Below are 24,280 nucleotides of genomic sequence, written 5' to 3' on the forward strand. Positions count from 1 at the left end.
TAAGTCGCGAACGTAACCGCAAGGACACTGTCCATGCGGTTTTCTTCTATTTTACGCCAGATCGAGGCACACGCTGACCGTTATAAAACGAAGTAAAGGCAGTGACACGCTGCCTATTTTTACTAAAAAAGGTTTCCATATTACGATATATCGTATAGAATCTAATTAATGCGATATATCGTAATATGGAGGTGATCAAGACATGACAGAATCATGGAAACAGGAAGAACGTTTGTTTCTGCATTTGGGCAATGAGAGGGAGACCGGCGGCTCAGGAAGAAGGTATTTCAGCCGGGGCGGGGTGAAGTATGCGCTGCTGGAGCTGCTCCTGCAGGAGAACATGCACGGCTATCAAATGATGAAGGCGCTGGAGGAGCAGTCGGGCGGAACCTATAAGCCGAGTGCGGGCTCGATCTATCCGACGCTGCAGATGCTGCGCGATCAGGGCTTTGTAACCGCATCCAAGGTAGAAGGCAAGAAGGTCTTCCGGATTACCGATGAAGGCAGGACCTATCTGCTCGAGGAGAAGGAGAACGAAGAGAAGACGGACGCAGGCGAACAGGGCAATGAACGCGATGATCAGCGTTTTGCAGACGAGGAAGAGGGCAGGCCGGAGGGCGTTCGGAGGAACCGCAGGTTGACGCCCAAGGGCAAGGAACTGCTGCATCTGCTGAAGGCTGCGGAGCGTGCGGCGCTTGTCGACCCGGACAAGGCGGAGGCGCTTCGCGCTTCGCTTCGCCATCTGCTCGAGTCCCTTCGGCAAATTACGGAGGACGCGGACCGCGGAGGGGAGGAGTACCGATGAGCGAGAGGAATAGCTCGCCCAACATGTTCCGGCCAGGCGGAGGAATGGGCGGGATGCGAAGATTCGGAACCGGCGAGAAGGTGAAGCCAGCCAGCATATACGGCATGTTCGTGCGTATCTACGCGCATGTCAGGCAGGATTGGAAGTCGTTGGCCGCCGCTGTCCTATGCCTGATTGCCATATCGCTGCTGCAATTTGCCATTCCCCAATTAACCAGGATCACGATCGACCACATCATTCCAGCTCGTGCCTTCGACCGTTTGTTCCTCGTATGCATCGGCGTTCTCGGCGCGGCTGCCATGCTCGGTATCCTCGGCTATATAAGCACCTCGCTTATTGCCACGATCGGACAGAAGGTGCTTTATAAGCTCCGCAATGACTTGTATCGCCATATGCAAAGCCTGGACGTTTCCTTCTTCGACAGCAATCGCACGGGAGACTTGATGTCCCGGGTGACGAACGACGTTAATATCCTTCAGCAAATGATTTCCTCCAGCATGATGCAACTGATAACCGATGTATTCACCTTTACCGGAATCGCGCTATATATGTTGTGGATCGATTGGCGGCTGACGCTGCTGCTGCTCGCCACCTTCCCGTTCATGATCCTCACCACGAAGCTGTTCGGCAAGCGGATGCGCGCTTCCTTCCGTACGGTGCAGGAATCGGTTGCGGATGTGAGCGACCATCTGCAGAACGCATTGACCGGCATCCGTCTGATCAAATCGTTCACGGCCGAGGACTACGAGTCCGAGCGGTTCTCCGCCCGTACGCTGAAGAATAGGGATGCGAATATCCGGGTTGTCCGCCTGCGGGCAGCATATGAACCGATAATCGATTTTCTTAACTTCGCGGGTCTTGCGATCGTGCTCGTATTCGGCGCATGGCTCGCGATGAAAGGGCAGATGACGGTAGGGACCATCGTGGCCTTCATTGCTTATCTGCGGCTGCTGCAAAATCCGATTCGCCACTTCAGCCGGATCATCAATACGATTCAGCAGGCGGCCGCCGGCTATGAGCGCGTCATGGACATTATGAACACGAAAGCGGAGATCGTGGAGAAGCAAGATGCGCGTTCCCTGCCGCCGGCGGAAGGACGGATCGTTTTCCGTCAGGTGGATTTCGCATATAACAGCGATACGCCCGTGCTGTCGAAGTTTGATCTGGAGCTTGCGGAGGGCAAGATCACGGCGCTTGTCGGCTCCTCCGGTTCCGGCAAAACGACAATTGCGCATCTGATCGCAAGGTTCTACGATCCGCAAGGCGGCGCGATTACGATCGACGGATACGATTTGAAGGACGTTACTCTCTCCTCCCTGAGAGAGCAAATCGGCATCGTCTCGCAGGATATCGTCTTATTCAATGGGTCCATCATCGAGAACATCCGGTACGGCAGCATCCAGGCGACGGATGAGGAGGTGCGTGCCGCCGCCAAAGCCGCGAACGCCAGCGGGTTCATTGAAACATTCGCGCAGGGGTATGAGACGCAGATCGGCGAGCGCGGCGTGAAGCTGTCGGGCGGGCAGAAGCAGCGAATCTCGATTGCCAGAGCCATTCTGAAGAATCCGCGCATCATCATTCTCGACGAAGCGACGGCCTCTCTCGATACCGAATCGGAGCATCATATTCAGGAGGCGCTCGCCAGACTGCTGCAGGGCCGCACGTGTCTGGTCATTGCGCACCGGCTGTCCACGATTCAGCAGGCGGATCGCATTTACGTGCTGGAAGCTGGGCAGATCGTCGAATATGGCACGCACGACGAGCTGCTCCTTCAGGCGGGGCGTTATAGCCAGTTGTACGAACTTCAGTTCCCGCAATCGGAACGCGGAAGGGAAACGACAATCACGCGCAATAACTAGCTTTACGCGTCATGGCGAAGAGGTGCGGGGGATAATAGCGGGAAGAAATCATCCATAGAAACGTCGGAGCTTCATCCGACGTTTTTTTCGTGTTTTTCACCGCGAGAAAGGTCAAGAGGGCGTCCTCGGAAAATGTTGAAAACACGATTGTATTCATTCAGACGCTGAAGGAATACAATTATGGCAAGGCCGATTATCGGCGTGTTCATGGTCCAGCTCAAGCCCGAAAACGCATTGCGACGACGCGAAGCCTGCCTCATTGCCGCCCCTTCCCAGCTGTTGTAAAGTAAACCCATAACCTGTTGTGATGGACCATATATTATAAATAATGGAGCCAGGTGAAGGGGGAAGGTGTTTGTTCATGAAACCGAAGGTTTCCCAGACGTTCAGGAGATTTCTATTCTCGTATCTCGTGATCCTGATCATTCCGAATATAGCGGGCTATATGACCTATCGGACTTCGATTGACGCCGCGGAGAGGAACTCGATTGACACGAGCCTGCTGCTGCTCAAGCAGAGCAAGGATGTCTTGGAGAGACGAATGTCCGAGGTGCAGAATTTCACCCGGCAGCTGGCCATCAATCAGGATATTACGATGATTATGAATGAGAGCGTCAAGAAGAACTCCTACAATATTTATGGATTATGGAAGACCTGGCGGGATGTATCCTATTACGATAAAACGAATGATTTCCTGCAAAATTATTACATCTACTTGAATAATTACGACGTCGTGCTGACCCCCGCAACGATCTATTACCGCCCTCTCCATTATTATGAGCTGAACCATTACAGCGATTTAACGTTCGAGGAATGGAAGAAGACCGTCATAAGTAACAGTCATCAGGACACGATCATGCCTCTGCGCCCGTATATTCGCAACAAGACGGAATCCTTTGTGATCACCTATATTCAATCCCTCCCGCTCAATAGCTTCTCCGCACCGAAGGGAACGGTGGTAGTGGTCATCGATGAGTCCAAGCTCAGCAGCATGCTGATGAGCTTCTCCAATCAATACGGCGGTTGGGCGTATATAACGGACAAGCACGGGAAGACGCTGGCTTCCGCCGGCATTGACAATGACGAGATCGATCGGCTGGGATTGATGACCGTCCCCCCGGAGCAGGAGAGGGAGACCCGGGAATTCGTCGATGATACGCTGCGGATAACGATCCGCTCGGAGAGCAGCGGCTGGATCTACGCTGCCGGCATCCCGAGAGCGGCCCTGATGGAACAGGCGAACATGATCAAGCATATGACGTGGACGGTGACCGCCGCCGCGCTGGCCGTCGGTCTATTGATCTGTCTTCTTCTGGCTTACCGCAGCAGCACGCCTATCAACCGGCTGGTCCGCATCGTGCGCGAGCAGATGGGTCATGACGCCGATGCCGCTTATAACGATTATGATTTTCTGCATGGCAACATCGCCAGTCTAATACACGATAACCGCCTGCTGGAGACGGAGCTGAACCGCCAAATTCCGCTTGTTCAGGATGCCTTCATCAAACGCCTTCTAAGGGGAGAATTCCATTCGCTGCATGAAATAAGGACGGCTGCTTCACAATCCGGAACGGAATTTCAAGGCGATTGCGGTTACGTGGGCATTATACGGATTAACGGCTACAGCGGCATGAATACGGAAGAGATCCTCAATGAGCTGCAGGCGGCCCGCCTGCTGATTAAACAAACCATCCGCACGATGGATGCCGTCTCGGCCATAACGGATCTGGATTCCGACAAAATCGCGGTCATCCGCTCATTCGCTTCCGAGCCGGGCAAGGCGGAGCGGCGGGAAGCCGAGAAGCAGATCCATGAGCTCAGGTCGATCCTTACAGCGGAATACCGCATTTCCGTTTCGATTTCCTTCGGTTCGTCTTTTCACAGCCCCTCCGATATCAGCCGGTCGTTCGAGGAGGCAAGGAGGGCGATGGAGCATGCGGCTGCGGCTAGCAGCGACGGACAACCCATCTGGTATGAAGAGATATGGAAAGAAACCACTACTTTTTATTATCCCATCGATCAGGAAATCCGTTTATTGAGCGCGATGAAGGCAGGGGGAATCCATGAGGCCAAGCGGATCGTCGATCAGATATTCGTACAAAACTTTGCCGAGCGGGGGTTGTCTGCGGATATGTCGCAGCAGCTCATCGGGGAATTGAAAGGAACCATCCTGAAGCTGATCGATCACAAGGCGATCCACGATTCGGGCGAAGCCGAGCTGCTCCAGAACCGGACCGTACAGCTGATGCTGTCGGAGGGCGTTGATCAGGTGCGCAGCGAGCTGGAGGACATCCTTGAACAGATCTGCGATCTGATCGCAAGGAAGAAATCCGAGAACGAGAACGAAACGGTCGGCAAAATACGGGAAGCCGTGGAGGCGAGGTTCGGCGACGCGAATTTTACCTTGTACCAGATTGCCGATACGCTCGGAAGGCCGGAGAAATATATATCCCAGCTGTTCAAGGAACAGACCGGAGAGCATATCTCGGACTATCTGGAGAAAATTCGCATCAAGAACGCATCGGCGCTGCTGTTCGATTCGGATTTGACGATAGACGAGATTGCCGTTCGGACGGGCTATAACAGCTCTCATTCCTTCCGCAGGGCATTCAAGCGCGTACAGGGCGTGTCGCCCAGCCTGTACCGTCAATCCGCCAGCGAATAGCCGTACCTTGAACCCTCGCCCGACCCTTGCCGGTCGGGCTTCTTGACGCTGCGTACCTTGGCGGATTCAGGGTACATCCCGTCATTGTACCCCGATTCCCCAAGTGTACCTTTACGCAGGAACGCCGCTCCCGGTAGTATCTAGCTAGCTGAAGAAAGCGCTATCAAATAGCGGCAGAAGGAGTGTATTTATGGAAACGGTCAGAGCCGTGCAGCCTTCCCGGAAATCCGCCTCCTCAAGAGGGGCGAGGATTCGGGCTGACGCCAGAAGAAGCTTGAGGAAACATTGGCGGTTTTACCTGCTCATCATCCCCCCTGTACTCTTCTTTATCCTGTTTAAGTACGTCCCCATGCTCAATGCCGTGATTGCCTTCAAGGATTACAACATTATTAAGGGCGTGTGGGGCAGTCCCTGGGCTGGGTTCAAGCATTTCAGGCTGTTCTTCGACAATCCGGTCTTCTGGGTGCTGATCAAGAACACGCTGATTATCAGCCTCTATCATCTGGTTGTCGCTTTCCCCATTCCCATTCTGCTGGCGATTGGGCTGAATGAGGTCCGCAGCGGTTTCTTCAGGCGTACCGTGCAGCTGGTCACGTATGCGCCTTATTTTATATCGACGGTGGTCATGGTCTCCATCATCATGCTTCTGATGTCCCCGAGGCTCGGCATTATTAACATTGCCATGCAGCACCTCGGCATGGAGACGGTTAATTTTCTTGGGGATCCGGGAATTTTCCGCTCCGTGTATGTATGGTCGGATGTATGGCAGACGACCGGATATTCCGCTGTTATCTATTTGGCCGCACTGGCCGGCGTGGATCCTGCTCTCTATGAGGCCGCCCGGGTGGACGGCGCGTCCAGAATGCAGAAGATCCTTCATGTTGATATTCCCGGGCTGCTGCCGGCAGCCGTTATTATTCTGATTCTGTCCGTAGGCAATATTATGGCGATCGGCTTCGAGAAAATCTACTTGCTGCAAAATCCGCTCAACACCGGCACCTCTGAGATCATTGCCACCTACGTATACAAAATCGGACTGCTTAACGCCAACTTCAGCTTCGCCACCGCGGTCGGATTATTTAATTCCGTGATCAATCTCATTCTGCTTGTGCTGGTCAATGCGCTGGCACGAAGAATATCCAATAACAGTCTCTGGTAGAGAGGAGTGTCTGCTATGCAGACCAGTCGAACCCGCATCCGCATCCGGGAGTCTTTCGGAGACCGGCTCTTCCTGACGGTCGTGTATATTCTGCTGACGGCGGTCCTGCTCATCGTGCTGTATCCGCTTGTTTATATCTTCAGCTCATCGCTCAGCAGTCCGGCAGCGGTATCATCCGGGCGGGTGTGGCTGCTTCCGATCGATTTCTCGCTGGTCGGCTACAAGGCCGTTCTGAACAACGCCCAGGTGCTCACGGGTTATGGGAATTCCTTGTTCTATGTCATAGCCGGGACGCTCATCAGCGTGACGCTGACCGTTATTCTGGCTTATCCCCTGTCGCGCAGATCGTTCTTCGGCCGCAATGCACTGATGATCTTCATTGTGTTTACGATGCTATTCTCCGGCGGCCTGATCCCCATGTACCTGGTGGTCAAGCAGCTCGGCATGATCGATACCCGCTGGGCGCTCCTGATTCCGCAGGCCATCTGGGTGTGGCAGGTCATTATCACCCGGACCTTCTTCCAGGTGAACATCCCCGACGAACTGGTAGAAGCCAGCGAGATGGACGGCTGCAGCGATCTAAGGTTCTTATGGAGCATTGTCGTCCCGTTGTCCAAGCCCATCATTGCCGTGCTTGTGCTGATGTACGCCGTGGGCCAGTGGAACGCTTATTTCGATGCCCTGATTTATTTGAAGTCGCAAGCGCTTCATCCGCTGCAGCTGGTGCTGCGCAACATTCTGATTCTGAATACCGCTACCGGCAATATGGAAGCTTCGGAGATGGTCAAGCGCCAGCAGATGGCGGATCTCATGAAATATTCACTGATTGTCGTAGCCAGCTTGCCTGTACTCATCATCTATCCGTTCGTTCAGCGTTATTTCGTTCAAGGAATGCTAATCGGTTCGGTCAAAGGCTAGGGCAGCAATCAGGCGTCGATGGCGTGGACCTTGAGAGGGGGAGTCCATATGTAACTGTGAGGGGGCCAATAGGATCATACAAACGGGAGGGATTAGATTGAAAAAGACGATGACGTTATTCGTGTCGCTCGTGCTTGTTTTCTCGCTGGTGCTGGCCGCTTGCTCCAAGGATGATGGCGGTGGTACAACCACCACCACTAAAGATAATGGCGGCAATACGGGCGGCAAGGCAGCAGAAGGCAATACCGGCAGCGGCAGCACGGCGGCTCCGGTGAAAATCTCCATCTTTGCCCAACAGAATGCGGATACGGATTTTACAACGAATAGCTTTACGAAGGAAGCGGAGAAGCTGTTCAATATCCAGTTCAATTGGCAGACGATTCCGTACGATGGCGCAGCCGAGAAAAGGCAAATCTCGCTTGCCAGCGGCGACTACCCCGACCTCTACATGCTGATTCCGTGGGTGGACCGTTTCTCGCAGACCGATCTGCTCCGTTTCGCCCAGCAGGGCGTCATTCTCCCGCTTAATGATCTGATTGACAAATACGCGCCGAATATCAAAGCGGCGATGGAGAAATACCCGTATTACAAGGCGATGAATACCGCACCGGACGGCAATATTTACGGCCTGTCGCAGCTGATTGAATGCTACCATTGCTCCTTCCCGAACAAAATGTGGCTCAATACCAAATGGCTGGATAAGCTCGGCCTGCAAATGCCGACGACTACCGACGAGTTCAAAGCCGTGCTGAAAGCATTCAAAACCGACGATCCCAATGGCAACGGCCTGGCGGATGAAGTCCCGCTCAGCGGCTCGATCGAGGATTATGGCGTGCATATTATCCCGTACTTCATGAACGGATTTATTTATAATGACGATCGAACGTATCTGCTGCTGAATAACGATAAAGTGGACATTGCGGCGAACAAGCCGGAATGGAAGGACGGCCTTGCTTTCGTCAAATCGATGTATGATGAGGGGCTGATCGATCCGGGCGCCTTCACGCAGAACGCCGAAGCCCTGAAGAAAATCGGCGATAATGCGGAAGCACAGATCCTTGGCGCGGGCGTGGGCATGCATCCGGCTATTTTCGTCTCTACGGGCGATGATGCTCCCTTTGGGGCCGATTATAATCCGGTCGCTCCGCTGCAGGGCCCCAAAGCTTCCTATGCCACCTACAACTATCCGAGCGACCCGGGCGCAACCTTCGTGCTGACGAACAAAGCGAGCGAAGAGGTCCAGATCGCCGCGATCAAATTAGTCGATTATATGATGACGCCGGAAGGGAATGTTCGCTCCAACTTTGGGGAAGAGGGGCTGGATTGGAGAAAGCCAACAGAAGGGGAAAACGCGTTAAATGACGCTGTTGAACCTTTCCTCACGACCATTCCGGGGAAGAAGGATGAGAAGCCTCATAATTCCAGCTGGGGCGCGATGGCCCAATACTACAATCCCAAGGAGTATCGGGACAGCTGGGTAGCCGCCGATGATATCTATTCTTCCGCAGGCTACGAGCGCAGACTGCAGAAGGCAACGCAGCTGTATGACGGCAAGCAGCCGGAGAGCGTGTTCCCGCACTGGGCCATATGGATCGATCCGGCTACCGCGGATGAAGCGGCCATGATGAGGACGAACATCAAGGACTACATCGATCAGAATGCCCTGCAATTCGTTACGGGAGCCAAGGACCTCGATAAGGACTGGGATGCTTACGTCAAAGGCTTGGAAAATCTGAACCTGAAGCGCTACCTGGAAATCATGCAGACGGCGTATGACGGCACCAAGCAATAAGGCGGCGGGAAGAGGAATCGGGGGCAGAGGCAGAGGGCTGTCCCCTGAGGGATGCGATAGCGGGGATATTGAAATACAAGGACTCTCGCAGAAGCTGCGAGAGTTCTTGTTCGGTCGAAGATTAGGTGAGCTGACGCCGGAGTTCCAGTGCTCGTCTCTCCAGCTGGTCTAGGTAACATAACCTATTAATATGATCATAAAGAGTTCCATGCAACATGGTTTATGCATGGAACTCTTCTGTTTAGAATCTCATAAACAGTCTTAATTATAATTGTTTAAAAGGAGAGGATGAACTGAATAGTTGTTTTCTTTGTATTCTTCGGAGGCTTATTTTTATTTTTTCTTCCGAGAATCTGGTGGCTCATCACTCATGCTTGGGCTTCCAATGATGCTACAGAGCCATCAGATCTTTTTATCCTAAATACCCGAATTGGTGGAACAATATGTACTCTAATAGGTCTAACAGGTATTTTATTTAAAATATTCGGGTGGGATAGTTAACAATTAACTATGTCATTATTTAACTCCAGGTTATCTTCTATGGGCTCAGTATCTCGGGGTTAATCACCAATATTATAGGTAGACGTATAAAAGTGGCGGCGAGTGGCACGGCAAACGAATTCGTAAACAAAATCGGTTTCTATGGCAATCTGACCTCACTTGCCGGAATTAATAACTGCTCCTTGTTTCGTTCAACTATAGTGTCCCGGTAGCTTAATGACAAGGGAGTATTTTCCGTAGGACTTCCCGGCTGCCTTCATATGTCTTTCCTGAGCTATCGTTCCCAGTTAGAGTAATGTTGTATGTGACTAATGCTGTTACCGATCAGGAAACATTCCAATACGTCTTAGCAACAAGATATCATTTGCGCACGCTATCGTATACCGAATCGAGATATGCTATCGCGGCTTGCTCAGCTTCTTCCTTACGTATCAGTCCTTCGGTATCTTGACGCAATCTTCTATAAATCTCTATAGAGACCTTCAGCGCATGGTAACAGCTTGAGGCGTTGTGGAGCGGAAGCGTCTCTCTAAGCTCTTCCATTTCGTGAGCGGCATATTGCTCCAGCCTACGTACTCCAGACGGAATATGCCCGATATTCATAAGAATTAGGGGCCCAAGCACGACACTTCGTATATAAGAGAGCAAATCAATGAACTCGAATAATTCGCCTCTGCCTAACTTCGTTGCTCCATAATGCACCCATACCCAGAATCGATCCTCCATCCATTGAGGAGTAGGAGTAGGGTACGAAGGTGATGTCTCGTTGATGATTGGACGTAGCGAATTGTCGCGATCCCAAAGCACGAGCGGATTCTCGACTCGTACTGCCAGCTCCGATGAGGAGATGAACTTCAAGTCGACATGGAGCGGCTGAGGTCCATACAGACAGATTACCAACCGAGGTTCACCGACATGCTCGCCGGTGAAGGCCGACAGCAGGCTGCCAAACGAATTGGCGATTCGAATGCGTTGCTCCATTATCTCTTCCTTGAATGCAATATCATATACAACGATCAAATCTAGATCGCTGTATGCATCCACGGTCCCGCGAATGACGGAACCACCGACAAGTAGCCCCGTGAGGCGACTATCCTGACGGATTCTTTCCATAGCTTGATTAATGAATTGTTGGTGAATAGGTAACATATGGCTTATCACCTCTCGAAAATAGACCCATGCTAATGGGTATTACGCCAATATATCACCTTTAAAAATACGGTGTCAAAAATTTTTTAATAAAATCACCCTTCAATGCAACTCCTCCCATGAGAAAGTAACATTTAAGACGTATTATTGAGACTAATAGTTGAGTTAAACTGCCCGTTAGCTCAACCGACGAGAATCCACCGATTCCTTCATATGCCACGGGTGAGGAACCAGTCTATTTAGGCAATCGACTGATGCGCCCCGTACTGTGACCCCCAAACCATCAGAAGTGGTCACGATCAGTTCGTTCCATCGTGCTCGCCGTATCTCTTGCATGTAGGCATATCCGTCAAGGATAGGCTGAAATCCGAATCGCTGTATAGCGTTGTCACGCACCTCGTTCTTCTGCCGTTGCCACTTTTTCTTGTCGAAATACTCGTTCTCTTCCTCGTCGTCTCCTTCCTGCTCTTTCAAATAGGCGAGGTAGTGTTCCTTGGATTCAAAATCGTTCAGCAGAAGCCCTTCATGAGCAGAAAAATGAAGTGCAAAAAAATCTCTGATATTTTTGGCGACTATTTTCGCGCAATTTCCAAAATCCATAGGATCGACGCGAATAATAGGCGCCAAACTTAAATCAGTCACGGAACCGAAATCGGTCAAGAAGGAAAAATGAATGCCATCCATACCTGTACCCGCGAACATGATCGTGTCAGCTGGAGAACTTCTGTACCCGCCGTTGTCATTTAGATCGAATTGCAGAAAATAGCCCGTCGGCGTCTCCAAGTAAGGAACTTTCTGCTTGATCTCCTTCTCCCATGCCATGATCTCTTCCAGCAAGAGCGGTGTTTCGTTGGAATGCACCATTATGCTCTATTCTCCTTCAAACAGTATTGTAAAAATCGATCCCTCAATGAGACCCCTGCCGTCGGAACGTATACCGTAGTAAACTGCCCGTTAGCTCAATCGACGAGGGAGACGTGAAAAGGATCCGCCGCGGCGGATCCTTGTGCTGTTTTATTGAACTATCGATGTTGTTATTTTTGAATATCGCATTGATCATTGAATTTTGGACAAGAACATGGTGAGAAATACAGCATAAGCATTTGCTATTGCCAGTAGAATCAGTGGCTGGTAAGCATCAAGCATATTCAACGAGCGGCGCCATCAGTGTGGCAAGCACAATCCAATACAACTACTTATTCCAATTGAAATAATATTTCGCAAATCCATACGCGGTTAACGGACCCTTCAGCAATCGACAAGAATCGGACGGTACAAGGCGGACATCATCTCAATCATGCAGGAGTGTTCTTTTAAACGAATATATTGGCGAATTATGTTACCTCTAATAAAAATAGGCCTAAATTTCTTGAATTAAAACCGGGTATATAGTTACAAAAGAGAAAGGATATGCTACAATCTGATCAAATGTAAATGTTCTTTATAAAGAACGGTTAATCATTAGATAAAGCGGGGCGAAAAGTTGAGTGCAATTGCCGGTATCCTTGAACTGAGCCATGAATATTCATCCGGGGAAACGATGATGCATATGATGAAGGCTCTGCAGAAATATCCAGCGGATGATGCGAATATTTGGCGCCGTGATGGCCTGTCCATGGGCTGTCATGCACAATGGATAACGCCGGAATCCATTAACGAGGAGCTTCCCCGCTACGATGCAACAAGAGAGCTTGCCATTACGGCCGATGCCATAATCGACAACAGGAAGCAGTTATGCGATCAGTTGGACATTGATTATAGCGCAAGGAAAACCATTACGGACTCTGAACTCATTCTCGCGGCCTACATGAAGTGGGGGAGGCGTGCCCCGAAGTATTTAATAGGCGATTATGCCTTCGTGATCTGGGATGAACGCCGTCATCAGCTCTTTGGTGCACGCGACTTGTTGGGCAGGCGAACGTTGTATTATCATCATGGGCCGGCCAGGTTCGCTTTCTGTACGGTTATTAATCCTCTGTTTGAAGTGCCCGGCATCCATAAAAAGATAAATGAATCATGGTTTGCCGAATTTTTGGCCATTCCCATGATGATGGACACGATCGATGTTCACTCCACGGCATATGGCGAAATTATGCAGCTGCCGCCCGCCCATTCTTTTACCGTGGCCAAAGGGACCGTCACGATTGAGCAATACGACGAATTGGCAGCATCGTCCCCTAAGCTGAAGCTGAAGACCAATGGCGATTATGAGGATGCCTTTCGAGAGGTCTTTCAGGAGGCTGTTCGCTCGAAGCTGCGAACCCATCGCCAAGTCGGCGTAAGATTAAGCGGCGGGCTGGATTCAGGGGCCGTTGCATGTTTTGCTGCGAAACCGCTTTCACAGGAAGGTAAGGTGCTGCACGCCTATAGCTATGTCCCCTCAGCGGCCTTTGAGGATTGGACGCCGAGAAGGCTCATCGCGGATGAAACGCCCTACATCCAGGCATCGGCCCGCTACATTGGCAATATTGAGGAGAATTATTTGGATTTCGAAGGCCGCAATGCGATCCGCGAGATGGACACCGTGCTGGAGCTGATGGAGGGGCCTTACAAGTTTTTTGAAAATTCCTTTTGGTTGACGGGCATGCTGGAGCGGGCCCAAGAGCAGAACGTCGGCGTTATGCTGAACGGGAGCCGAGGCAACTATACCATCTCCTGGGGAGATCCGATTGATCATTACGCGCGGCTATTGCGTACGCTTCGTTGGACGAATTTCTATCAAGAGATCAAACATTATGCGCGGGTGATGCGAACGGGCAGATCGGTCGTGATCCCGATTATTGCCAAGCAAGCGTATGCCTATTGGATGAGATCGGCACTTGCCAAGCGGAAGTCCGCTATCCCGCTGGTTATCCATCCCGACTTTGCTGCTAGGACGAAGGTGATCGAGAAGCTGATGCCTCATCATGTCGGACTCGCGGACTACGCTCCGGATGAGGTCACCGCAAGAAACAATCAATTTCAACGTTTATCGGTATCCAACCATATCGGCACGTCAAACACAAAGCTATCCTTGCCTTATGCCGTAAGCGAGCGCGATCCGACCAGCGATCCAAGAGTCGTGCGATTCTGCTTATCCTTGCCGGACGAGCAATATATCCAGCATGGAATCGACCGCTCCCTTATCCGAAGATCGACGGAAGGCTGCTTGCCCGATATGGTGAGGATGAATATCCGTGCAAGGGGCGTACAGGGTGCGGATTGGATCTATCGGATGCTGCCGGATTGGGGAGCGTTCCGGTACCAAATGGAGAAGCTTTGCCGCGACTCTGCCGCCGCGCATTACTTGAACGTTCCTCAAATCAAGCAATCGCTTGAAAAGCTCGGAACGGAGCCGAAGCTGGAATATGCTTTTGATCATGATGCCCGATTATTGATGCGCAGCTTGATCGCCTATCGCTTTATACAGCAATGCTCTTAAACCGATGTCTGCGAAAGGAGGTGATCCTACATGACAAAGCTCACGAAATTGGCTTGGCATAAGCCAACGTTGGAAGTGCTGTCGGTCACGATGACGATGGGCGGGCCGCATTGGTGCAATCCCGACGCGAACAATGACGGGCATAATAACGCCATCAAGTGTGAAGCTATTCTAGATCCATCTTAAGTTGTATTCCCTTCAGCGAGTAGAAAGCGAAGCCCGTATACTTGTTCCAAGTATAAGGGCTTTTTCAAAATATAATAAAAGTATAAGTTTCTACGCGATACTTTACTTATCTTTCTAAGGGAAGAAACTAACATCGCCACCAAGGACGGCGCGAGCCGTTTCTTCTTGCGGATGGAGGCATAACGGCCGCAGCCGCTTTTCTTGAACGCGGTTATCCGGAGCAGGCTGCAGCATGGAGTCATTTGCGGCGCTCATTATGGAAGCGATCCAAAAAGGAGTCTAGCATCAATGGCTAATTTGTTGATTTATATAAGAAAATTACATCGTTACGCAGGCCTGAAGCTGTATGTTCCGCTAGTCGGCATCATGATCATTAGCATGATTGAAGGCACCGGCTTTTTCCTGCTGGCCGCCATGCTCGGTCTGATCGGCCTCTTTGATGCCTCATCGGGAGCCATCCCATTTATTTCGACGATACTTGAACCGTTACGAAAATTTCCTGCCGAGCATGCTTTTGTAATTACATTGGTTATCTTCCTTGTGATGTGGACCGGGCAAGCTCTGCTATATAGATATTTTACGGTCATGAATGATCGGATAAGCCACGGATTCGTGAAGTATTTGAGATTGGAGATTTATGAATCCATTATGCGCGCCAATTGGTCCTTCTTTCTTAAAAAAAGAAGATCCGATCTCATCCATACGATGACCTCCGAGCTTCATCGCGTGAATTACGGGGTGTATGTTTTTCTTGGCTTGCTTCTGATGGGGCTGTTCACAATCGTTCAAATTGTTATTGCGTTATGGCTGTCGGTTGAACTGACCGTAACCATATTGCTCTGCGGTATTGCGCTTGCCCTGTATTCCCGCAAATTCTTGAAACAATCGCGTGCTTACGGCGATCAAGCTACGGCATTGACGCAAGCCTATATGGCGGGGATGACCGACCATTTCAACGGCATCAAAGAAATCAAGAGCAATTTGATGGAACAGCAGCATGTAAGCTGGTTTCGCATGCTGTGCGAGAAGATGGAGCGCAACTCCGTTCAATTTAGCAGATTGCAGAATCGTTCAACACTTTACCACAAAATCGTATCCGGATTTTTAATTTCATTGTTTATGTTTATATCTGTCGTGTTCTATCAAGTACCGGCCGAAAAGCTGGTTTTTATCATTGTGATCTTCTCCCGCCTGTGGCCGAGGTTTGCTTCCATTCAGAACCGTTGGGAGCAGCTTGCGCAATCGCTTCCGGCCTTCAACAGCTTAATCGAACTGGAGAAAGACTATAAGGCGGCTAAAGTAGCGGAAATCCAGCTTGCCTCCCAGACAGAAAACATCTGCGTAGAGCGGGCTATTGAATATCAGAACGTCTATTATCGTTATGATGCCAATCAGAAAGACTATGCGCTGCAGGATATTAGCTTAAGAATGCCGGCCAACAGCATGACGGCTATCGTAGGGAAATCAGGCGCGGGCAAAAGCACGCTAGTCGACCTGTTGATCGGACTGATCGAACCGGAGAAGGGACAAGTGTTGATTGACGGCATGCCGCTGGACGCAGAGTTGGCGATGCGATTAAGGGGCTCCGTCGGTTATGTGCCTCAGGATCCCTTCTTATTCCACTCCACGATTAGAGAAAATTTTTATGCGGCTGCCCCTCATGCAACGGATGAGGAAATGTGGGAGGCGCTCCGATTCGCGGCCTCTGACGAATTGATCCGGCAGCTGCACCATGGGCTGGATACGGTGATTGGCGAACGCGGCATACGCTTGTCGGGCGGAGAGCGTCAACGAATCGTATTGGCAAGAGCGATCCTGCGGAAGCCGGCTATTCTTATTCTGGACGAAGCCACAAGCGCGCTTGATAGCGAGAATGAAGCGATCATTCAAGAATCGATCGAGCGAATGAGAGGAAGCATGACGATTATTGTCATCGCTCATCGATTGTCCACGCTTCGCCATGCTGATCAGGTTATCGTCCTGGATAAGGGCAGACTCGTCCAGCAGGGAGGCTATAAGCAGTTATCCACGGAGATGGGCGGGTTGTTCGGTCAGCTGCTGGAAATCCAGGAGGCAAAATAAGGCATCGCGCGGTTTAGCCTCCTGCACGGAGCGCCGCGAGTGCCGATAGAACTTGAGCAAGAGCCGATTCGGCTTCTTTCCTTGAGCGAAACCAGCTATAACCCGCTGGCGTCGCCTATTGGCAACAGGGAGCCTGCCCATTTCAAGCGTGTAAGCTTAGGCTAACCCCGACCATAAGTACAGCCTGTAAGAACATGTATCCCAATACAACTGCCCACACTGCCCACGTCTGTCCAAGATATCGGGGCAGTCTTCAACTCCTGGACGACAAGTACCTCAACAAAAAGTTAAAAGAGAATGGATAACGCCGTATCAAGAGTGGCAAAGTCAGCGTGCACCACGCATGATGTGAAAACAGCCGCCGCCGAAGTTTCGGCGGCGGCTGTTTCTTTTCTTTTTGCTGCAATGCATTGTGGGCGGCGGAGGAGCTTTGCGAGAATGAGCGTTGTTCAGGTCGAACCGGTCCCCGTCTGCCATCTGATGCATTAATTGTTGTTGCGGACATTTTTGACCGAGATGGTCAAGACCCCTGCATCGTCGTCGTCTTCGTCCGTATTCGTAATCGTGAGCGTAGCTCCGGAGGTCTGGCCGACGCCCGCCTGGAACGTGAGGCCGCCCTGGCCGTCGAGGTCGTCGTTATCCTCGCTCGTACCCTCGTACAGCGTGCCCTGTACCTGGACATCGATGGTGTTGTTGACGAGCAGCCTCACCGTTATCGCGTACTCTACCCGCATCTCGCCGCCCCATTTGTACGTGCGGTGGGCGGAATTCACCAGTTTATCCGGACCCAATTCGAGCTCGAAATATTCGGGGCCGGGATCCAGAATCTGATCGGAGCCGATATTTTCTTCATCGCGGCCCCAGAAGTCGATGAAGATTTGGGCCAGCCGGTAGCGGTCCGAAGGCGGCTGCAGATGGATGTCCGCTACGAGATCGGCGGCGTTCAGATTGATGTTGACCTGAGCCGAGTACAGGACGCCGTCAATAACCTTCGAGCCTTTGAGCTGGTAGCTTCCAAGCGGCACGTCGTGAAGCGAGTAGCTGCCGTCGGCCCCCGAGAACGCCGTCTTGCCGTCATAGGCCTGAACCATGGCGCCGGCGACCGGGCCGGCTTCGCCGTATACTTTGCCGCGAACGGTTCCGCGGCTCAGCACCTTCTTCCACCTGCTGACCGTGTAGCTTTCCACGCGCGGTTCGCGGTAGATCGCAGGCTCAGCGAAGCCGTATAGCCCGCCAAGTGAAGGACCGTCCCACCACAGCATGTTGTCTGGCGATACGGCGTCGGCATCCGTCACATTTTCCCACTCCTCGCTGTCTTTCCCGTCCGCATCGTCATTGGCGAAAGCATTGAGGAACTGATTGGCGACGTCATCCGCGCCGTCGGTAAGGATTTCGCCGAACCAGCCCGCTTTCTCGTAAGCTTGATTGTAGATCGTATCGTACAGCCAATACGCGGCGTCCAGACGCTCTTGCGCAGAATAGTTATACAGCCCGTCAGGCGTCGTCGGCCGAACGGTAGCCCCTTGAGCGACATCGCTTGGCTCGAGATCTGTAGGCGTTACCAGCGCTTGGCCGGTTTCGAGATGGGCGCCGCGCGCCTTGGCGTGCATCCAAATATACGAAGAGCATACCGAGGCTCTGGTGCCGGCCGCCCAGCCGGCTTCAGGACCTTCCGGCTCGCCGAGACCGATGGTCGGATCGGTGTAGCAGTACCAGCGATAGTGATACTTCGGCTTGACACCCGGCCGCCCGGCATTGTTTCGCGCGTCTGTTGCAATGGCGTGCAGCGCCGTTCGAACCGCCGGCGTTTCCTGCATCGGATCGGGCTTTACGACTAGCGGCGGAATCATCGTGAACTGGTCGTTATGGGTCACGCCGACGGCATGCGGTCCGAACGCGGAGACGGAATAGGTCTTGTCGTACTCCGGATCCGGGAAGGCTTCCCCTTCGATCGAGTGCTGTACGGTCTGCGTGATCGCCCCCGGCCAGATATACTTCAGCACGTTCGGCTCGAAGCCGTCGGACCCGTCGGCGAGCACCCCGATCAGATGGTCCATCAGACGCTTTTGGCTGCCGGTGCTATGAGTGATTTCGTCGTAGTTGCGCGTCATGATCCCGGAATGGCTGTACCACTGCGCGGGTTTCACGTTCAGCATCAGACCGCCGATGATGCCATCGCCGCCAGGGGATAGAATGCAGTCTCCCTTGCGCGCGTTCATCCACCGGGCCGGCATAAGGACATCTTTGACTTCGTCGGTGAGCTGACATACCAGCTGCCCGGCATCGGCTGTGGCAAGATCCTCTTCGGAGAGGTTATCGGGATCGCATACTTGCCCTTCGGCGATAAAGCCCGGCAGCGGCGGGCCGTTGAGCGGGCGGATAATGCCTCCGAGGCCGCCGAGGTTTCCGAGGTCAAGCGTCGGCAGCTTCGGGGTAAACTTGGGAAGATTGATATTCAACGTTTCGCGTTGGATTTCTTGCGACAGGAACCGCGCGGCCGGAGCGGCCATGCTGCGCGCTTCGATCATTTTGTCGACCGGCGCGTATACCGCGGATAACGCCCGCATGCCTTGGTCGCGCGCGAGCGCCTTCGTGTTCGCGCCGCTGTTCAAGGCTCCAAGGGAGACGGCCAAGGTGCCGGTCTTCGCGTCAAGCACGGTTGCGGGAAGAACCGGATTGACGACGGGGTTGACGACTTCCGCGAGCACATTCTCAACCAGCTCCCAGGGCCAAGGCTTGCGGTATTTGGGCGGAAGCTCGGGCAGCTGGAGAGACTTCGGCTTCATGCTCCATTCCGCTACCGGAACGTCGAAGACGGCGCTGCACCTTACCGGCGAAGCCCCTACCGTACCTGCGTACAGCACCGTGAAGCTCTTGACGTCGAAACGCAGCTGCCCGGCTTCCGGCGTGCCGGTTACGAACGGGACGTTGACACCGACCATGGACGACGAGCGCGGAGCGATCGTAATCGGCTGCTTGAGATTGACGTACGGCCGCGGCATCGTAACGGCGTCGCCGTCATCCACCATCGGCGTGATCGATACGCGATCCAGGACAATCGGCGTATCCTCCACGTTGTAGACCGTGAACATACCGGTCAGCATATTATAGCGCTTATGCGCGAACAGGTCGGCCGTCACATGAGGCACGACCGTGCCCGCAGCTTTGCAAATCGCATAGGCCGAGTGAATGGTCAGCGTCCGCTTGACGGTGATGCCCGCATGCTTGACATTGCAGGAAACGACGAATTGGCCGACGCCCGCCGCGTGATCGATCGTTGCGAAATAGTCGTGGCTGACGACCGGCGTACGCGTCGTAGCCTTAGCGCCATCGCCGAAATCCCACTCGAATTCCATCCGCGGCGCTCTGACGGCCTCCCCGAAGATGGTGTCTAGCGAGATGTTCGTCAAATCGTAGACTGCGCTGACCGCAAGCCGCTTGGCCGTCTTGGGCACAAGCCGGATGCCGATATCCGTCCGCACGCTTGCATTCGCGCGCGTGTTCGTCATGCGCCGGGTCTCTATCCGGGTCAGTGCTTGCGGGTTCTCCGTCATGACGCGGCCCAATGCGCCTTGCGACGCCAGACGCGCAGTCAGCGAATCCGGCGCGAAGACCTTGGTCAGCTGCGGAGATATGGAAGGCCTTGTCTGCTGCAGATGCGGGGATCGCGTGTCCATCGTCGAGCCCAGCGTGAATACCGCCGTGTAGGGCTGCGTCGGCAGCTGCGAGACGCCGATCATCGCAATGTCGCTGCGGTTCTGATACGACTGAAATTCCAGCGGCGCGCCGACCACATCGAGCAGCGCGACCTGCTGGTCGGTCTCGCCGGCCGCCGTCCGGGCGCGGACGATCAGCCTGCGCTGGCCTGCGGCCGGAAACTGCAGATAATGCAGGGCGCCCGGCTTGCCGTTGACCGAGACTTGTACGGAGCTGCCGATGATAGGGTTGTCGTCGATGACGAACACTTCGACACGAACGGTCTCGCCGGGACGTACGACGGCGGGCTGAAGAGCGATTCTTCCAATAATGGTAGCCATAAATTACCTCCAATTGGATGATATACATAGAGATCGATTCTGCCGGTTCGGGATCGGCGTTTCCTTCATTACGATAGCTCCATGCTGCCCGTCAGCTCCCGAATTTCTGCATCTGTTGGCGGATAAGAAAGCATTTGCTGAAACTTCATTTTGTATGTTGTTGTCGGCCCAATAGCTAGTATAGAAGCGAGGGAACGGCGTAGTCTGTCGTTTGATGGAGCCTACGGAAAAATATTTTGTAAAAATGGTTGCTTGAGGTTAATCGCTGTTGGAGAACTCGGTGTAATGGAGAACGGTGGGGAATTCTGATGGGAAAAAGTTATGGGCTGCAAGTTCGATCGAGGCATAGTATAATTGGATACGAACAATATAAAAATCTGAACGCACCCGAGCGGTAATGTCAGGGGTGAATTCAGGAGAGGTTCTAGCTAAACCCTCTATAAAAAACTAAGGGAACGGTATCCTTAGGGTATCGTTTTTTCTTTGTTCTTAAGAAGAAGAGTGGTTTACGGAATGCCTCCGTTCAGAAATGCAAACACTGAGAGATCGGTGTACATGAGGAGGAAGACGTGTTGAATAAAGAAAAAGCAATCGTCGTATTTAGCGGCGGCCAAGATAGCACTACTTGCCTGTTTTGGGCGAAGGAGCGTTTCGCCGAGGTAGAGGCCGTCACGTTCAATTACGGTCAGCGCCATCGGTTGGAGCTTGAGGTTGCGGCCAGCATTGCCAAGGAGCAGAACATCAAGCATCATGTGTTGGATATGTCGCTGTTAAGCCAGCTGGCTCCGAATGCCCTGACCAGGGACGATATTGCGATCGAGGAGAAGGCGGGGCTGCTGCCGACGACATTCGTAGACGGGCGTAACCTGCTGTTCTTGTCATTCGCGGCTGTACTGGCGAAGCAGATCGGAGCGAAGCATATCGTAACCGGAGTTTGCGAGACCGATTTCAGCGGCTATCCGGACTGCCGGGATATTTTTATCAAGTCATTGAATGTTACGTTAAACCTATCCATGGATTATATGTTTGTGATCGATACGCCGCTGATGTGGCTGACGAAGGCCGAAACGTGGCAGCTGGCTGATGAGCTCGGCGCATTTGATTATGTGCGGGAACGAACGCTTACCTGCTATAACGGCGTCATTGCCGATGGATGCGGCGAGTGTCCGGCCTGCCGATTGCGAGCAAAAGGGCTGCAAGAATATATGGACAAGAAGAGCGGGGCGGGGCAGATATGATTCAACAGATTTATCCGACTGTCGCACATAACTACAGGTATGAGTTGAACAAAGATATGCAGTTCGCAGCCGCGCATTACGTCCCGACGGAACGAGCGGGAAAATGCAGCCGGGTGCATGGGCATACGTACTTCGCCAACATAACGATTGTCGGCGATGAGCTGGACGATTCCGGATTTTTAGTGAATTTTGCCGAGATTAAGGAATTGATCCATAAACGGTTCGACCATTCCTTGTTAAATGATCATGACGACCTGTTTAGCGACGAGGACGCCGAGCGCTTCCCGACGACAGAGGTTGTCGCCAGAACGATGAGCGAGATCATCCAGTCTTATCTGGACCAAGCGGCGAACAAGCCGATCTGCGTTCAAGTCTTTCTAAGGGAGACGCCGACAAGCTACGTGGTGTACCGTCCGTTAGCAGGAGGATCGCGATGAGCGCGGCACGCGTACCGGTGATGGAAGTATTCGGCCCGACCGTTCAAGGCGAGGGAATGGTTATCGGACAGAAAACGATGTTCGTGCGCACGGCGGGCTGCGACTATTCGTGCTCCTGGTGCGATTCTGCTTTTACATGGGATGGGACGGGAAAACAGGATATTCGCATGCTGACGGCCGAGGAGATTGTTGCCGAGCTCTTCGAGGTCGGCGGAGATACCTTCTCCCATGTGACGATTTCCGGCGGGAATCCTGCGTTAATCGGAGGCATGCATGAATTGGTCGATTTGCTCCATACTAGGGGGATAAGGGTAGCCTTGGAAACGCAGGGCAGCCGCTGGCAGGACTGGTTCCTAACCATCGATGAGCTGACGCTGTCGCCGAAACCGCCAAGCTCAGGTATGAGCACCGATTGGGATGTGCTGGATGGTATCATCGAAAAGCTGACTCAAGCAGGTAGGAACTTCAGCCTGAAGGTTGTCGTGTTCGATGAGCTCGATTTGCAGTATGCGGTGAAGGTCCATCAGCGTTATCCCGGATGTACATTTTATGTGCAAGCGGGGAATGATGATTTGACCGAGAGCGATCAGGAAGTTTTGATAAAAAGGCTTGTGAAGCGGTATGAGTGGCTGATTGATGCTGTTATGGCATCGAGGGAGTTAAAGAGTGTTCGGGTGCTTCCGCAGCTGCATTCCTGGGTTTGGGGGAATAGGCGTGGGGTTTGATGGGGAGAGACGTGGGGAGTTAGTTAGATCAACAAGCAATAGAACGAAAACAAATAGATCAATGTAAATTAAGGGTGGATAGCCAATGCCTGTTCCCGCATACGACACATATTGAGAGAGTTTGTTGATATATAAGGGGTATCAATGATGGATGTATCTATTTGGGGACGCGCCATTTACGTGTCCCCAATTTGTCTTTATTATGTCAGGGAAAGTTTATTAGGGATACTAATTTCTGCTGTTTAAGATTATTCGCGGTGAACTTGAGTTTTCTTAGGCACCGCTATTCCCGTGACAATGCTTGTTCTAAACAAGAAGAAAGAACCTGCTCGTAAAGGTAAGGTACAAATCATAGATGCCTCATCGTTTGGTGAAAGAAAACGAGGTGTGACGGTTCTTTCTAGTCTCGAGATTGAACAGATACTAGATTTTTACTCTGGCTTGAAAGAGGATAAGAAGCTAAGTCGAATCTTAGATGTGTTTGAGATTCGGGAGAATAATTATAATTTGTTACCTGGTTCTTATGTGCAGATGGAGGATGCAGAATCAGTCATAGGGGACGTATAAATCGATCGTTCTATGTATGAACAGAATACGACGACGGTACCTTTAAACTTATGACGATTTACAGGGGTCTAAATACAGCAAGTAGTGTAGAGGCAGATGCTTTTCATGCTAAAGTCATACAATTATCCGACGTTAAGGACGGGGTGCTTCACTTAGAAGCCGTTGAAAATTACGGAATAAAGGCAATAACCAGAGAAGAAGAAGCTGAAATATCGGTTAACTTCATAGGCCTTCGTCCGTTTCCCGGGGTAGATCCGTATTCCTTATTTGCATTCTTTGAGAGTCCTATTGGGGAATCTTACATCCGCGCCTTGAGGAAAGGTGCTTCACTACCCATTCTAAACGTGAAGGAAATTCAAGATATTCCGATACTCAAACTAAGTGCTGAAGAGATGGAACATGTGGGGCTAAGCTATAAAAAGGCAATGGGTGCCTATGCCCAAGCACTCGCGGCGGCTGAACAGATGCGTATCGCTCAATTAGAGCAGGTTTATGATAAAACGGGTTTAAGCAGAGGATATATGCAGAAAAAGTAAGTTAGTTAATCTGAGAAAGTTTATAGAGTTTTGCGTGGTTTTATAACCCCTCTTTAGTTAACCGGAATTTCTTAAAGATAATTCAAAAGCACTATTAAGCCGAATAGTCCATTCACAGGAGATGGGGCTTCTGTGTCGAATTAAAACTATATGACCCCTTAAGTAAAGAGAACATCGTTTCCTGACAGCTAGTTATCCTCACT

At 51.9% G+C, this 24,280-nt stretch carries 19 protein-coding genes, 1 pseudogene and 1 riboswitch; of the genes and pseudogenes, 16 read left to right on the top strand and 4 right to left on the bottom strand.

Translation table 11 applies throughout. The annotated features are described in order from the left end of the window. Positions 1 to 202 precede the first annotated feature (202 nt). From L1F29_RS03765 to L1F29_RS34320, 8 genes are all read left to right on the top strand, one after another. Positions 203 to 805, top strand: coding sequence for a PadR family transcriptional regulator (locus L1F29_RS03765; protein WP_258387053.1), 603 nt, complete (start codon positions 203 to 205; stop codon positions 803 to 805). Continuing rightward, positions 802 to 2,664 (top strand): ABC transporter ATP-binding protein, encoded by a 1,863-nt coding sequence (locus L1F29_RS03770; RefSeq protein WP_258387054.1) that lies wholly within the window; start codon positions 802 to 804, stop codon positions 2,662 to 2,664. The genes L1F29_RS03765 and L1F29_RS03770 overlap by 4 nt, the downstream gene beginning before the upstream one ends. A 361-nt stretch (positions 2,665 to 3,025) precedes the next feature. Then, the gene (locus tag L1F29_RS03775; protein WP_258387055.1) at positions 3,026 to 5,329 is read left to right on the top strand and encodes a helix-turn-helix domain-containing protein; all 2,304 of its coding nucleotides are present in this window, start codon (positions 3,026 to 3,028) and stop codon (positions 5,327 to 5,329) included. Between the two features lie 190 nt (positions 5,330 to 5,519). Beyond that, positions 5,520 to 6,488: an ABC transporter permease gene (locus L1F29_RS03780; protein ID WP_258387056.1), complete on the top strand. Its 969-nt coding sequence runs from the start codon at positions 5,520 to 5,522 to the stop codon at positions 6,486 to 6,488. A 15-nt stretch (positions 6,489 to 6,503) separates the two neighbouring features. Then, positions 6,504 to 7,406, top strand: coding sequence for a carbohydrate ABC transporter permease (locus L1F29_RS03785; RefSeq protein WP_258387057.1), 903 nt, complete (start codon positions 6,504 to 6,506; stop codon positions 7,404 to 7,406). Positions 7,407 to 7,503: 97 nt separating this feature from the next. Then, positions 7,504 to 9,198, top strand: coding sequence for an ABC transporter substrate-binding protein (locus tag L1F29_RS03790; RefSeq protein WP_258387058.1), 1,695 nt, complete (start codon positions 7,504 to 7,506; stop codon positions 9,196 to 9,198). Next, entirely contained in the window at positions 9,179 to 9,370 is a 192-nt protein-coding gene (locus L1F29_RS03795; protein WP_258387059.1) for a hypothetical protein, read from the top strand. Before L1F29_RS03790 ends, L1F29_RS03795 begins: the two co-directional genes overlap by 20 nt. 179 nt (positions 9,371 to 9,549) lie before the next feature. Continuing rightward, positions 9,550 to 9,699, top strand: coding sequence for a DUF6199 family natural product biosynthesis protein (locus L1F29_RS34320; protein ID WP_373876522.1), 150 nt, complete (start codon positions 9,550 to 9,552; stop codon positions 9,697 to 9,699). A gap of 360 nt (positions 9,700 to 10,059) precedes the next feature. Here the strand turns inward: L1F29_RS34320 and L1F29_RS03800 are convergent, their stop codons facing one another. The 3 genes and pseudogenes from L1F29_RS03800 to L1F29_RS03805 all read right to left on the bottom strand — a co-directional run bounded on the left by L1F29_RS03800 (position 10,060) and on the right by L1F29_RS03805 (position 11,712). Then, positions 10,060 to 10,680 (bottom strand): oxalate:formate antiporter, encoded by a 621-nt coding sequence (locus L1F29_RS03800; RefSeq protein ID WP_373876584.1) that lies wholly within the window; start codon positions 10,678 to 10,680, stop codon positions 10,060 to 10,062. Between the two features lie 60 nt (positions 10,681 to 10,740). Next, positions 10,741 to 10,848 (bottom strand): annotated as a pseudogene (locus L1F29_RS34325) (oxalate:formate antiporter); the annotation flags it as partial. A 177-nt stretch (positions 10,849 to 11,025) separates the two neighbouring features. Further along, entirely contained in the window at positions 11,026 to 11,712 is a 687-nt protein-coding gene (locus L1F29_RS03805; RefSeq protein ID WP_258387061.1) for a hypothetical protein, read from the bottom strand. Positions 11,713 to 12,331: 619 nt separating this feature from the next. Between L1F29_RS03805 and L1F29_RS03810 the strand changes: the two genes are divergently transcribed. From L1F29_RS03810 to L1F29_RS03820, 3 genes are all read left to right on the top strand, one after another. Next, positions 12,332 to 14,269 carry an asparagine synthase-related protein gene (locus L1F29_RS03810; protein ID WP_258387062.1) on the top strand — a complete coding sequence of 646 codons (1,938 nt, stop codon included), beginning with the start codon at positions 12,332 to 12,334 and terminating at the stop codon, positions 14,267 to 14,269. A 30-nt stretch (positions 14,270 to 14,299) separates the two neighbouring features. Then, positions 14,300 to 14,455 carry a paeninodin family lasso peptide gene (locus L1F29_RS03815; RefSeq protein ID WP_258387063.1) on the top strand — a complete coding sequence of 52 codons (156 nt, stop codon included), beginning with the start codon at positions 14,300 to 14,302 and terminating at the stop codon, positions 14,453 to 14,455. A 288-nt stretch (positions 14,456 to 14,743) separates the two neighbouring features. Continuing rightward, positions 14,744 to 16,537, top strand: coding sequence for an ABC transporter ATP-binding protein (locus L1F29_RS03820; RefSeq protein ID WP_258387064.1), 1,794 nt, complete (start codon positions 14,744 to 14,746; stop codon positions 16,535 to 16,537). Between the two features lie 485 nt (positions 16,538 to 17,022). Here the strand turns inward: L1F29_RS03820 and L1F29_RS03825 are convergent, their stop codons facing one another. Then, complete coding sequence (locus L1F29_RS03825) at positions 17,023 to 20,574, bottom strand: carboxypeptidase-like regulatory domain-containing protein (protein WP_258387065.1); 3,552 nt, start codon at positions 20,572 to 20,574, stop codon at positions 17,023 to 17,025. Positions 20,575 to 20,986: 412 nt separating this feature from the next. Further along, positions 20,987 to 21,031: riboswitch (PreQ1 riboswitch) on the top strand. A gap of 115 nt (positions 21,032 to 21,146) precedes the next feature. Here L1F29_RS03825 and queC point away from each other — a divergent pair. The 5 genes from queC (at position 21,147) to L1F29_RS03845 (ending at position 24,077) form a co-directional block, all read left to right on the top strand. Next, entirely contained in the window at positions 21,147 to 21,812 is a 666-nt protein-coding gene (queC, locus tag L1F29_RS03830; protein ID WP_258387066.1) for a 7-cyano-7-deazaguanine synthase QueC, read from the top strand. Continuing rightward, complete coding sequence (queD, locus tag L1F29_RS03835; protein WP_258387067.1) at positions 21,809 to 22,249, top strand: 6-carboxytetrahydropterin synthase QueD; 441 nt, start codon at positions 21,809 to 21,811, stop codon at positions 22,247 to 22,249. The genes queC and queD overlap by 4 nt, the downstream gene beginning before the upstream one ends. Beyond that, positions 22,246 to 22,974 carry a 7-carboxy-7-deazaguanine synthase QueE gene (gene queE / locus L1F29_RS03840; RefSeq protein ID WP_258387068.1) on the top strand — a complete coding sequence of 243 codons (729 nt, stop codon included), beginning with the start codon at positions 22,246 to 22,248 and terminating at the stop codon, positions 22,972 to 22,974. Before queD ends, queE begins: the two co-directional genes overlap by 4 nt. A gap of 297 nt (positions 22,975 to 23,271) precedes the next feature. Next, entirely contained in the window at positions 23,272 to 23,541 is a 270-nt protein-coding gene (locus L1F29_RS34330) for an N-6 DNA methylase (RefSeq protein WP_373876523.1), read from the top strand. Between the two features lie 50 nt (positions 23,542 to 23,591). Next, a complete protein-coding gene (locus L1F29_RS03845) occupies positions 23,592 to 24,077 on the top strand; it encodes a restriction endonuclease subunit S domain-containing protein (protein WP_258387069.1) in 486 nt (161 codons plus the stop codon). Positions 24,078 to 24,280 lie beyond the last annotated feature (203 nt).

It is taken from the genome of Paenibacillus spongiae (assembly GCF_024734895.1).
Classification (GTDB): domain Bacteria; phylum Bacillota; class Bacilli; order Paenibacillales; family Paenibacillaceae; genus Paenibacillus_Z; species Paenibacillus_Z spongiae.

Coding starts and splice junctions, on each gene's coding strand:
- L1F29_RS03800 (WP_373876584.1), bottom strand. CDS start 10,680: ATGGAGCAACGCATTCGAATCGCCAATTCGTTTGGCAGCCTGCTGTCG.
- L1F29_RS03795 (WP_258387059.1), top strand. CDS start 9,179: ATGACGGCACCAAGCAATAAGGCGGCGGGAAGAGGAATCGGGGGCAGA.
- L1F29_RS03770 (WP_258387054.1), top strand. CDS start 802: ATGAGCGAGAGGAATAGCTCGCCCAACATGTTCCGGCCAGGCGGAGGA.
- queD (WP_258387067.1), top strand. CDS start 21,809: ATGATTCAACAGATTTATCCGACTGTCGCACATAACTACAGGTATGAG.
- L1F29_RS34330 (WP_373876523.1), top strand. CDS start 23,272: ATGCTTGTTCTAAACAAGAAGAAAGAACCTGCTCGTAAAGGTAAGGTA.
- L1F29_RS03765 (WP_258387053.1), top strand. CDS start 203: ATGACAGAATCATGGAAACAGGAAGAACGTTTGTTTCTGCATTTGGGC.
- queE (WP_258387068.1), top strand. CDS start 22,246: ATGAGCGCGGCACGCGTACCGGTGATGGAAGTATTCGGCCCGACCGTT.
- L1F29_RS03785 (WP_258387057.1), top strand. CDS start 6,504: ATGCAGACCAGTCGAACCCGCATCCGCATCCGGGAGTCTTTCGGAGAC.
- L1F29_RS03820 (WP_258387064.1), top strand. CDS start 14,744: ATGGCTAATTTGTTGATTTATATAAGAAAATTACATCGTTACGCAGGC.
- L1F29_RS03780 (WP_258387056.1), top strand. CDS start 5,520: ATGGAAACGGTCAGAGCCGTGCAGCCTTCCCGGAAATCCGCCTCCTCA.
- L1F29_RS03815 (WP_258387063.1), top strand. CDS start 14,300: ATGACAAAGCTCACGAAATTGGCTTGGCATAAGCCAACGTTGGAAGTG.
- L1F29_RS03825 (WP_258387065.1), bottom strand. CDS start 20,574: ATGGCTACCATTATTGGAAGAATCGCTCTTCAGCCCGCCGTCGTACGT.
- L1F29_RS03775 (WP_258387055.1), top strand. CDS start 3,026: ATGAAACCGAAGGTTTCCCAGACGTTCAGGAGATTTCTATTCTCGTAT.
- L1F29_RS03805 (WP_258387061.1), bottom strand. CDS start 11,712: ATGGTGCATTCCAACGAAACACCGCTCTTGCTGGAAGAGATCATGGCA.
- L1F29_RS03845 (WP_258387069.1), top strand. CDS start 23,592: ATGACGATTTACAGGGGTCTAAATACAGCAAGTAGTGTAGAGGCAGAT.